We start from the raw sequence: 10,998 nt of genomic DNA, 5'->3' as shown, positions 1-10,998 counted from the left end.
ATGTGTCAGGAATTTATGAGTAAACCACCCAAAGAAATAGATGGTGCAAAGGTTATTGAATGGTCTTGGTCGGGTGATAGACCGTTTGGGGTGATTTATTATGATTGTGGGAAAATCGCATCAGAAATATTTGGCCTAGCTATTTGCAAGTACAGAGATTCGGAGGTGGTCTATCGCTTCAGTTGCGACGCTAACTGGGAGGCTGAACAAGACTCAGAGTACTGTTCTGCAGTTGATGCCAAAGAACATTTACCTGATCAGTATAGAAATGTTGATGCGGTATGGCAGAAAATGAGCTAACCACATAGCAAGCGAGTAGGGCGGCAGGTGATCACATAACAAAGCCAGGCAATAAAGCTCCGGGCCTTTGGCCCTCCGCGGGACAGCTTACCTTGTGCACCTTTTGCGCGGGTCGCTGAGCTCCCATTTTCGCGCAAAATGCGCACAAGGTAAGCTGCCCCTGCTGGCGGCGTTAAGCAATCACAAGAAGTTGATGCTGAAAAATACACCAGAGAAAGATAGAGCCTATTTAAGAGTGGTTCCTGCCATTCTCATGCTCATTGCAGTAGTCAAGAATTGCTATGACTCAGAGCTATGGGCGGGTGTAGGTTTGGTGGTTATTTTCTATCTGCTTCTAGAGTTGGTATATCGCTGGGTCAAAATAGATAACTGGGTAAGCTCTTTAATTATTGTCACTGTATGGATTTGGCCCGTTTATGATTGGTCAAGCTCATTTTACCAAGACATTGTGTCCGCTCTTTGGCCACCAATCCTCGTAGTTTTCGTTTTGGGGCGCCTGGTAGGTTGGTGGCTAACTTATAGTGCGGTCCGGCACCGAAGCAAAGATGCTTAACAAACACAGGCAGCAAGGCTATGGCTCTTCGGTCCTCCGCGGGACGGCTTACCTTATGCACGTTTTGCGCGGTCGCTTTGCTCCCATTTTCGCGCAAAGCGCGCATGAGGTAAGCCGCCCCTGCTGTGGGCGTTAGCGCTACTAAGGTCGTATTTTGGAATATTTGATAGCTGGACTAAGTTCATTTCTTATTGCTTTTTTGGCTCCATACATAACTCAAAAGTATACGACGAGAAAGTTTCACGATATTGAAAAAAGAATTTTTCGTGATCTTGGAGATCGAATCGAAATTACTACTTCATTAGGTACTTGGCCGTTTGGTCCCAAAACCATTCGAGTTAGGAGAGAGAGTGTCGAGTTGATACAAGAAGCTGCTGTAGTTAGCCTGTTTTTGAAAAACAAGGGTGTTATAGATTTGTACTTCAGCGGTGTTAACTCAAACGAAATTGCGCATGAAGCTGGAGTTGTATTTCCCGCGGCGAAGAAGGTGGTGATACCGATGCACTAACAAGACCGCGCAAATTGCTGCGGGCGCTAAATTTTAGAGGGAGCATTTGAGGAATGATTAACACGATAAGGAATTTGGTAAAGCTAGAGCTCACTCTCATAGTGCTTATCATTATTGCACTATTTTTCACTGACTCATATCTACCAGTCGAGCTTCAAGAGTATCTGGCCATAAATGAAGAAGCTACTCCGGCGACTATGGAGGTGATAGCATTAATTTTTTTATTGGTCCTAGCGCTTGTAAATTTAGTCTCAATGCTTGGGCTTCTTATGCTCAAGTTGTGGGCGCGAAAAGCTTATGTGTATTCAACTATCTTAATATTTCCCTTACTTCTCTTCGTTGGTCCGCAAGTCGACCACGCTATTGGGTACACACTAGATCAGATTACAGTGCTAATCCAGGGTATGATATTGAGTCTTCTAATTTACGATGGTGCGTACCAACAGGCAGTACTTAACAACTCAAGCAATTCGGAGGGTGTAAGCGCCGCCGGTTCTTGAGGCGCTAGCAATTACAAGGAAAGTTGAGCATGAAAATAATAAGAATGCTGCTAATTACTACGATTGGTATATCTTCACATTCTCATTCGGAGGAAGAGCAAGAGCCACTAAAAACAATGTCTAATTGCTTAATAATGCATAATTGGAGTTCCTGGGGCATGTGGAGATTCGATGTGTATGCACTGGCTAGTGATAGAATATTGATCGGAGACAGCGATAATCATTTTCTAGTTTCATCTACTGAGCCCGGATACAAGCATGTGGTTTTAGGCGAAACTGTTGCCTTTTATAGAGACGCTAAATCGCTAAAAGTGTTGGGCGCCGAGTGCCAAGAAAATTGCCCGACAAACTACAAAAAGCGAACTGGTTGGTTTAAGCGGCGGTGCAGCTCTTTTCAGCCATGAGTCGTAAAATACCAGTAAGTCGGTACAGTTTTTCCGGAGCTTTTGGGGTTCGTGGGGCGTCTTACTGCATGCACGTTTTGCATGGGTCACTGCGCTCAAGTTTGCGCAAGCTGCGCACAAAATATGCGACCTCTGAGTAGGGCGTAATAAGAAAAGGACAAAAAGTGGTTTTCTGGACAACATTTTCCGTATTTTTTGTTTGTCTTATTCTAGAGAGTATTTCATCCTGGATGTTTATCCGAGGTAGCCGAAGGAAGCACCCTGGTTTATGGAAACACGCCGGTGAGCCAACCTTGCTTGGGAATGGTGACCTTGTTAGTGCTTGGCCATTAAATAAATATCTTATAAACAAGGATTATCGGGCAATCTCTTGTGAGTCAGCCAAAGCTTTCGCCGAAAAATGGAGGCTGCCTTTTGTTTTGAGCTACTTTTCAGCGATCGTATCCGCTGTATTCTTCTTCGGTACAATGTTTGTTTTTGGCGTGCCTGAGTAGCGCACATATAATTCAATTAAATCATTGGCTTCTGCACTCACTCGCCTGAAATTTGGATCAGTCGTTTTCTGCATTATTGACGCGCTATAAGGAAATGCCATGAAAGCAATCTATTTTGTACTTCCATTTTTACTCCTAGCAGAAAGCTGTTTTTCTAATGAGTTGATTGTTTCGTATGCACCTTCGGCTTCCGTTAAGGCTGATAAGGACGAAGGCGATATTGACAGAAATCACTATGCGATATTGGGCTTGGATTCTGGTTTGGCGAAGGGCATTCGATGGGTGCCAACGTCAGATTTATACTATGTCGATTTTTCCTTGCTCGATTCAGGAAGAAATTTACTGCATGAAACTGGTCAGGAATATATGTCACTGTCGGCCGGACTGCGATTCGCACAGGATTATACTATTGATGAAGACCTACATGCATATTTGGGCTGTACCGCCGGCATTGGGGCAGCAAAATTTTCCGTTGAGCGCAGTAAGACTAGATCGATGGCTGAAGCATCTTTCAAAGGTGGGTTGGTGTTCAGTGATAGATTTACAGTAGGTCCAGAGGTCAAATTTCAATTTGTGGGCAGACCTGGTGAAACAGCAGCTCGTGTAATATTTTTCAATATTAATGCGGGTATTCGGTTCTAGAGTGGATCATGGCGCAGCTGCGGATGGCGTGAATTATTCTGGACCTATTAGGTTTGTTGTGTTCTTGCGTTCTTTTTTTCTTGCAGAGTGTATGCGGAGAAGGTCAGCCCTTAAAGTGTCGAGCTATTAGGGTTTCCTAAATAAATTATGAAAATATTCAGTGTCATACTCGTATTTGTGCTTTGTGGCTGTGCTCGCTTGTCTGTAGTTGTCGACTATGGCCCATATGCCACGTCAATGCTGAAGTCAAAAAATGTAAAGGAGTACTCCCAAGAGGAAATAGGGCAGCATGAAGCCGTTTTTCTAGGGGCGGTGGAAGCTTCCCATTGTCAAGAGAGTGCGGATGAGGGCCGTCTTTCACGCGTCAGCCTTGAAAAAATTCTAAAGTCGCGGGCGTTGGACCAAGGCGCGAACGGCATAGTAATTGAGCAATGTCAGATTTTTGCAGAGAGGCTCTGCTACAAGTATATGGAGTGTCGTGGGCTTGCCTACAAAGTTCATGAAGATAGGCGCATGCCTTGAGTTATCAACGGTGGGTGCATTTGATGCATATCTGCTGTGTTGTTACGAATACTGAAATTTTTTTCATCGAGTGAAGTATATTTGGTTTTTTTGGTGTGAGATTAAGTAGTTGCTCGAGGCATTGCTCATGCCATGCCTAGATCTATATTTAAATCGGAGAGTTTGAAGTGGCGTTAAATATCTATCTTTCTGGTGAGATCCATACGGATTGGCGGAAGCAGATTATCGATGGGTGCGCAGGTGGTAATTTTGTCTTTTCATCTGCAGTTACGGATCATGACGCCAGTGATGGGGCGGGTGATGTGCTTGGCGGCGAAGAGAGCGGTTTTTGGCGTGACCATAAGTCGGCGAAGGTGAATGCAATTCGTACAAAAACACTAATCGAGAAGTGCGATGTTGCGATTATCCGATTTGGGGATAAGTACAAGCAGTGGAATGCGGCGTTTGATGCCGGATACTGTGCTGCTCTTGGTAAACCCTACATTACGCTACACGCTGAGGAAATCGTGCACCCGCTAAAAGAGGTCGATGCTGCGGCATATGCGTGGGCAACAACACCGCAGCAGGTCGTTGATGTGTTGAATTATCTGGTTAGTGATCTATGAATGGCAAGGTCTGGGTCTAATGGTAACTCAGTTGTCTTTGGTTGCGACCGGGCCAAGACTTTATCGTGTTACCCAGTGCATACCGTTCAGGCCGGGTTCATCTGCGTCAGGCTAGGCTAAATCGCCACATGAAAAAGGATTTAAAAATGAACGGAAAACGTATCTTACTGCTAGTTTGTGCGGGATTACTTTCAGCGACATCGGTGGCAAAAACCGTTGACTATATCGTTATCGAAGACAATGTTACTTCGCTGGAAGCCACCGTTGATCTGGATAAACCCGGTGCCTATCAATTCGAATTGGATGGTAAGCTGCTGACCGTTGACGTCCAGCATGGGGATAAACCCAGGGTGGTCTCGACCATAATTGATAAGGAATCCGGCGAGGTGTTAAGCACGGCTACGCAAGGTGGCGATTATCCATTTAGCGGACCCAATCTTTACCTGTTCTGCGACGGAAGCCTGCATAAGCGCGTCGCGCCGGCCGCTGATTTGTCAGTCTCATGCGACACTTAAATGATGCTATTTACCATGTTGCCCCTCTCGGGGCACCTGGATCGATACATCCGTGGGAATGGTGCGCGCGTGGTTGAGCACGTCGACAAGCGATCAGGATGCCCGTGTCCCCAGCATATGTGCCTGCTGGTCAGGTAACGGTAGCTGTGGCAGTGTGGAAACTGCCTGTAGCAGCCCTTGCTCGTAAAGTCGCGCCGCATTCTCCTTTTCACCCAATGCGTTGAGGAGCCGCGCCAGTTCGGCGGAGGTCTCCGGGTCTGAGCGCAGCAGCAGGCTTTTTTCGAAATATTGCCGCGCTTTGCCCCATATTTCATTGCGCAGATACAGGCGTCCCAGGCAGGTAAGAAGATCGGCGTTTTCCCCGTATTCTTTTTGCCAGCCTTCGGCAATAGTGAGCTGCTGACTGGCGTCAGCGCCTGTCAGGTGGCCATAGAGGCGCACTGTGTCTGCACGCCACTCTCGGTTGAGAATCCAGCGCAGGTGTTTCTCCGCTTCAACATCATCCCCTACCTTGTGCAGCATGGCTCCATAAAGATTGCGCAGTTCAATATTGCGCTGCCAGCGGCCGCTTAGGCTGTTCCAGGTCTCGCGTAGCTTGTCCTTGTTATCGCGATTGGCGGCGTCACGCAGCAGGTTCTGGTACACCTCCAGTTCTAGTTGCTGGAACTGTGACTCGGGCATGCTGGCATGCTTTTCCAGTCTGGGTAACAACTCGCGCAGACCATGCCATTCGCCGATGTTGTAATAGGCCTGACGCAGCAATTGCAACAGGGCCGGATGGTTGGGCTCCTGTTGCATCGCGCGCTGCAAGCTGGCGATGCACTGCTCATAATGCTTGTCGAGCAATTGCATGCGCGCCTGGCTGATGGCCACGGCGAGTTGGGTGTCATCACCGGTGGCCTCGGCCTTGGCCAGAAGCTCATTGGCTTCGTCGCGATACCCCAGCTCGAATGCGCTGCGTGCTGCGGCCAGGTAATTAATGATCGGGGCATCGGAGCGCGCCGCACTTTTCAGCAGTAATCTTCGCGCACGTGCCCAGTTGCCTTCCATAAACTCCACCAGGCCATTAGTAAGCCGGCGGCGGGCGATACGGCTGCGGCCGAAGCGAATGCGGCTGACGCTACCGCCAATGGCCCGCGCCACGCTGCGCAACAGCCAGATAAACAGGAACAGCGCGAGTATGCCCAGAGCCAGGCCGCCGATGGCGACCCACAAATTCATTTCGATACGTTTTCCGCCATCACCACCCACCATCAATAACAGGTAGCCGGGATAGGAGCGCATGGCCTCGGCGAGCAAGGCGCCGCCGAGCAGTAATAGCAGGGTAAATAGGAGGAAGCGTTTCACCAGTCGCTACCTCCGTTGTCATTACTCGGCGTCTGTCCGGAGGAGACCTTGTGCATCTTGTCGATGTAGTTGCGCAGCGCGGTCTGCGACGCGCTCAGGTTCGGTAGCTCGACTTTGACTTTCTCCTGCGCGAGCTCTTCCAGCTCGCGCAGGATTACCTGACGCTGAGGATTGTCCACGCCGTAGTCCAGTAGCAGCTGGCGCGCGTGATTAATGGAGTCTTTGAACACGGTGTCATCCGCACGCAGCACCGCCAGTTCGGCCTGTTCCATATTCAAGCGCAGGCTCTGGCGGAAACGGGTTTCACTCTGTGGCGACAGCAGAACCGGGTCGACCTCGCCATCACGAATACGCACAGAACCTTTGAGGAAGTTAAGGAAGTTACTCCAGCTGGAGCGGAAGTGCGCCTCGCCAACATCGGGGTTCGCGTTTTGCTGCTGGATGACAGCGGCATCGCGTTTGGCCAGATCGAACTGCGGCTGGATGTTCAGTTTGACCATCTGCTCCTCCAGTGCGCGCAGGCGCAGGTAGAGGCCCTCGCGGTCCACATTTTCGACGAGCTTGAGTGCGGTGATATCGCGGGACAGCTGTTGGCGCACACCGTACAAATCCGGCATATCCACGTCGCGGATAATCTTGTCGACCTCCTGTAGCAGCCCAAGGGCGGAACGACTGTCTTGCTCCAGCATCAGGCGCTGGTTGGCCAGGCGCAGCAGGTAATCCGCTTCCGCCAGTTGCCAGTCTTCGCGACTGGCGTTACCCAGCTGGCTCAGGCGGTTGCCCTGTGCGGTGACGTTGCGCTGCACACCTGCCAGCTGTTGCTGAAGCTGCTCGATGACCTGGTTTTGCTGCTCCAGTTGCTGGCGCAGGCCTTTGATGAGCTCAAGGTTCTGGTAGGCCGGGGGCGTCGGTGATGTTGCCGACGGCGGCGTGGCCTGGGATTCGCCGGGCTGCAGCATGGGTTGCTCGGGTACTGGCGGCTGTGCGGTAGTGGTCTGCGCGTTGTCGGTTGTGGTGCCCTGGTTATTTGTTGTCGCTGAGTCGGCGGCGCGGCTGGCCGTGCCGTTGTCGTTAGTGGCTGGCGCAGAGGGCATGCTGTCTGCTGGCTGAGATTGGTCACTGGCTGCCGGTGCATTGTCTTCGCTGGCGGTGGTGCGGCCACTTTGCGAAATGGTTTGTGTGTCGGCAGCAAAATACCGCCCCACCAGCGGCAGGTCCTGCAGGTGGCTATTGGCTTGCGTGCGCACACTGGGAATGAAATACCAGGCGGCGACCGCGAGGGCGATGAGTGCCAACAGCAGTAACCAGAACCAGGCCCAGCCATTGCCCTTCTTTGCGGCGCGGGGCGTACTTGGGTTTTTTGCTTTGCTGTCGCTTTTGGCCCTGCCGCTGGTCTTTACGTCGCCGGTTTTTACTGCGGCCTTGGCGAAGTTGCTCTTGGGCTCCGCTTTCTCGGTCACCGTGGGTATATCTTTCTGCTTATCGTTGTTGTCGTCCGGCGTGGCGGAAGCTGGGGCTTTTTTATCGCTCATGGGCTCGCTTGCTCAGGGTAGATGCGTGGGGGCACCGGTCGTTCTAGCGGTTGTCAGGGCGGTGGGCTGCACGGATGCCGCTAGAAAATTTGTCGCCAAATTATAGCGACTGCAGCGGTTCTTTATAGGAAGTCTGGCGCGGAATTAAAATTTTTTACCGTGATCGGTGGGATTTCAGCAATGCGGGGACGCGAGTGCTTCGCTTAATGCGTCCAGCATGGCCGTGTCGCCGGCATTTTTGGCGGCAAAAACCTTGCTGAAACCGAGCGCCAGGGCCTGCTCGGCGACGCGCTGGCTGGGGAGGACCAGCGCGCAGTCGTTCAGCGCGGCGCGTTTACCGGTTGTTTCCAGTGCGCGCTGCAGGTTCTCCAGTGTTTCCCCGCTGTGCAAGGTGATGGCATCGGGGATGTGTGGGTACGCGCGCAGTTCTGTGCAGGCATCGGCTGGCAGTAGGCGCTGGTACAGCTCGCAGTAGTCGATACGCGCGCCGCGCTCTGCCAGTGTCTGGCCGATCAGTGGGCGCCCACCCTGGCCGCGAAAAAGGATTACGCGCTCGCCCTGCGGGTTCTGCAGCGGTGGCAGGTTTAACAATGCTTCGGAATCCATCGCAGCGCTGTCGCATGCTTCAGGCCCGGCGCCGCGGGCGCGAATCGCCCTGGCCGTGGCCGCACCGATGGCGTAGTAACGCGGCCCCTGAGGCAGTTGTGGCCAGTAGTCATCCAACCAGTCAAAACCAAATTGTACGGCGTTCTGCGACACGAAGATGGCGTGATCGAACTGGTCAAAATCCAGGATCAGGCTTTTCACCGCCTGCACTGCGTCCGCATCGGTTACCGGTTCGATAGCGAGCATGGGAATGCTGTCCACCATCGCCCCCTGCGCGTGCAGCAGTGCCTGCCAGCGGTCACTCTGGTGCGCGGGGCGAGTGATCAGTATGCGCTGGCCGGCGAGGGGTGAGGTCATGGGTGGAGCCGTCACTGCGGATGCGATGGTGAATTAAGTGGCGATGAATTAAATTTCCGCGAGGATCTTGTCGGCGCCGGCCTGCAACAGCTGTTCGGCCAGGCGGATGCCGAGGGATTCTGCTTCTTCAGCAGGGCCATGGACTTCGCCGCGCAGCATGGTCGCGCCGTCGGGGCTGCCCACCAGGCCGCGCAGGCAAAGCTGGGTTTGTTTTTCGTCACTGAAAATTGCGTAGCATCCAATCGGTACCTGGCAACCGCCATTCAGGCGGCGCACCAGGGCGCGCTCGGCATTGAGGCGATGGCGGGTTGCATCGTGCTGCAGCGGTGCCAGCAAGGCTTCCAGTGCCGGATCGCGGCGGCATTCGATACCTACGGCACCCTGGCCACCGGCAGGCAGCAGCACTTCCGGTTCGATAAAGGCGGCGATGCGCGCGTCCATCTCCAGGCGCAACAGGCCGGCCGCAGCGAGGATGATGGCGTCGTATTCGCCGGCGTCGAGTTTGGCCAGGCGGGTATTGACGTTACCGCGCAGGAATTTGACCTCGAGATCCGGGCGCACTGCCAGCACCTGACACTGGCGGCGCAGGCTGGAGGTGCCAACTACCGCACCTTGCGGGAGTTCTGCGAGAGACGCGTAGTGGTTGCTCACAAACGCATCGCGCGGGTCTTCGCGTTCACAGATGACGGGCAGGTGCAGGCCTTCCGGGAACTCCATCGGCACATCCTTCATGGAGTGCACCGCGATGTCGGCGCGGCCTTCCAGCATGGCTTTTTCCAGCTCTTTCACGAACAGTCCTTTGCCGCCCACCTTGTTCAGTGGGATGCTGAGCAGTTGGTCGCCGCGGCTGGTCATGGGTAGGAGTTCCACGGTGAGCCCCGGGTGGTGGCGCTCCAGCTCACCCTTGACGAAGTGCGCCTGCCACAGGGCCAGGGCGCTCTCGCGGGTAGCGATGCGGACAGTGGAAATCGGGGTGTTGCTGGTGGTGCTTGATTCGGACATGCGGGGAAACTGGCTGGATTGACGTTGCGCGCAAGTTTACCAGCTTGTGCGCCGGATTACCGGCCGCCGCATCAAGAGTCGGCAACGTTGCGCAGCCAGTCCTCGAGAAAAATGCGCGCGGCGATGGAGTCTACGGGCTGGTTGGCGTAGTTGCCGCGATGCCCGCGGTCGCGCGCCTCCTCCTTGGCGGCGCGCGTGCTCAGACGTTCATCGGCATATTCCACCGGCAGGCCGAGTCGGCCATGCAGGCGCTGGCCAAATTTGCGTGCGCGAGCGCCAAACTCACTTTCACTGCCGTCCATATTCAGGGGCAGGCCAACCACCAGCACCTTGGGCTTCCATTCGTCGACGATGTTTTGCACCCGATTCCAGTCGGGCTTGCCGTCTTTGGCCGGCAGTGGGTCGAGCTCGCGGGCACTGCCGGTAAGGCTCTGGCCGTACGCCAGGCCAATGGAACTGGTCCCGAAGTCGAAGGCGAGGGCGGTGATGGCTTTCATATGCAGAAGGTAAACCTAGGCGTGGCCAGACTGGGTGCCGATCCCGCTCAAGTCAATGCCGTGGCGTGCGGCGGCGGCCTGCCAGCGTTTTTCCCAGGGGGTGGCAAACAGGATCTCGGCGGATGCCGGCAGTGTCAGCCAGGCGTTTTCAGCAATTTCCTGTTCGAGTTGCCCGGGGCCCCAGCCGGCGTAGCCGAGTGCCAGCAGCACATCGTCAGGTCCGCGGCCAGCGGCGAGCGATTCAATGATGTCTTTGGAGGCGGTCAGGCTGATTTCTTCAGAAACCTCGGCGGTAGAGGCGAACTGCATGCCGCGGCCGTGCAACACAAATCCCTGTTCCTGGGCCACCGGGCCGCCCACCAGTACCGGCTCATCACCCCGTAGGCTGATGTCGTCGAGTGCCAGTTGGGAGAACACTTCCTTCCAGGTCACCTTGCTCGGTGCGTTGATGACTACACCCATGGTGCCGTCAGCGCTGTGCTCGCAAATAAACGCGACTGCATGCACAAAGCGCGGGTCCTGCATGCCGGGCATCGCCAGTAGCAGTTGGCCGCGCAGGCTGTTACTGGTGAGATCGCTGTCGATCTTGTCGGTGTTTGTGGGTTGCATGGTGC

Annotated in this window: 12 protein-coding genes; 6 read left to right on the top strand and 6 right to left on the bottom strand. The window is 53.7% G+C overall.

Translation table 11 applies throughout. From position 1 onward, the window contains the following. From AS89_RS0110055 to AS89_RS0110020, 6 genes are all read left to right on the top strand, one after another. Positions 1-300: hypothetical protein (locus AS89_RS0110055; RefSeq protein ID WP_010132455.1), on the top strand; the 300-nt coding region annotated here is incomplete at its 5' end. Between the two features lie 94 nt (positions 301-394). After that, on the top strand, positions 395-853 hold the full coding sequence (locus AS89_RS18785; protein WP_158217354.1) for a hypothetical protein: 459 nt from the start codon (positions 395-397) through the stop codon (positions 851-853). A gap of 2,005 nt (positions 854-2,858) precedes the next feature. Then, positions 2,859-3,401, top strand: coding sequence for a hypothetical protein (locus AS89_RS0110035; RefSeq protein WP_010132452.1), 543 nt, complete (start codon positions 2,859-2,861; stop codon positions 3,399-3,401). Positions 3,402-3,548: 147 nt separating this feature from the next. Beyond that, on the top strand, positions 3,549-3,923 hold the full coding sequence (rcsF, locus tag AS89_RS19095) for an Rcs stress response system protein RcsF (protein ID WP_010132451.1): 375 nt from the start codon (positions 3,549-3,551) through the stop codon (positions 3,921-3,923). A 167-nt stretch (positions 3,924-4,090) separates the two neighbouring features. Further along, entirely contained in the window at positions 4,091-4,528 is a 438-nt protein-coding gene (locus AS89_RS0110025; RefSeq protein WP_010132450.1) for a YtoQ family protein, read from the top strand. Positions 4,529-4,656: 128 nt separating this feature from the next. Beyond that, a complete protein-coding gene (locus AS89_RS0110020; RefSeq protein ID WP_138976390.1) occupies positions 4,657-5,043 on the top strand; it encodes a hypothetical protein in 387 nt (128 codons plus the stop codon). Positions 5,044-5,136: 93 nt separating this feature from the next. Here the strand turns inward: AS89_RS0110020 and AS89_RS0110015 are convergent, their stop codons facing one another. The 6 genes from AS89_RS0110015 to AS89_RS0109990 all read right to left on the bottom strand — a co-directional run bounded on the left by AS89_RS0110015 (position 5,137) and on the right by AS89_RS0109990 (position 10,993). Beyond that, on the bottom strand, positions 5,137-6,390 hold the full coding sequence (locus AS89_RS0110015) for a heme biosynthesis HemY N-terminal domain-containing protein (protein WP_010132448.1): 1,254 nt from the start codon (positions 6,388-6,390) through the stop codon (positions 5,137-5,139). Next, positions 6,387-7,922, bottom strand: a complete 1,536-nt coding sequence (locus AS89_RS0110010) for a uroporphyrinogen-III C-methyltransferase (protein WP_010132447.1) — start codon at positions 7,920-7,922, stop codon at positions 6,387-6,389. The genes AS89_RS0110015 and AS89_RS0110010 overlap by 4 nt, the downstream gene beginning before the upstream one ends. A 174-nt stretch (positions 7,923-8,096) precedes the next feature. Continuing rightward, the gene (locus AS89_RS0110005) at positions 8,097-8,885 is read right to left on the bottom strand and encodes a uroporphyrinogen-III synthase (RefSeq protein ID WP_010132446.1); all 789 of its coding nucleotides are present in this window, start codon (positions 8,883-8,885) and stop codon (positions 8,097-8,099) included. 48 nt (positions 8,886-8,933) lie between these two features. Beyond that, positions 8,934-9,887: a hydroxymethylbilane synthase gene (gene hemC / locus AS89_RS0110000; protein WP_010132445.1), complete on the bottom strand. Its 954-nt coding sequence runs from the start codon at positions 9,885-9,887 to the stop codon at positions 8,934-8,936. 71 nt (positions 9,888-9,958) lie between these two features. Then, the gene (gene ruvX, locus AS89_RS0109995; protein WP_010132444.1) at positions 9,959-10,384 is read right to left on the bottom strand and encodes a Holliday junction resolvase RuvX; all 426 of its coding nucleotides are present in this window, start codon (positions 10,382-10,384) and stop codon (positions 9,959-9,961) included. Between the two features lie 15 nt (positions 10,385-10,399). Then, positions 10,400-10,993, bottom strand: a complete 594-nt coding sequence (locus AS89_RS0109990; protein WP_010132443.1) for a YqgE/AlgH family protein — start codon at positions 10,991-10,993, stop codon at positions 10,400-10,402. Positions 10,994-10,998: the final 5 nt, after the last annotated feature.

Origin of the sequence: Microbulbifer agarilyticus S89, assembly GCF_000220505.1 — a bacterium.
GTDB classification, from domain to species: Bacteria; Pseudomonadota; Gammaproteobacteria; order Pseudomonadales; family Cellvibrionaceae; genus Microbulbifer; species Microbulbifer agarilyticus_B.
The sequence above is the reverse complement of the archived record's forward strand: the minus strand, read 5'-3'. Positions and strand labels throughout refer to the sequence as shown.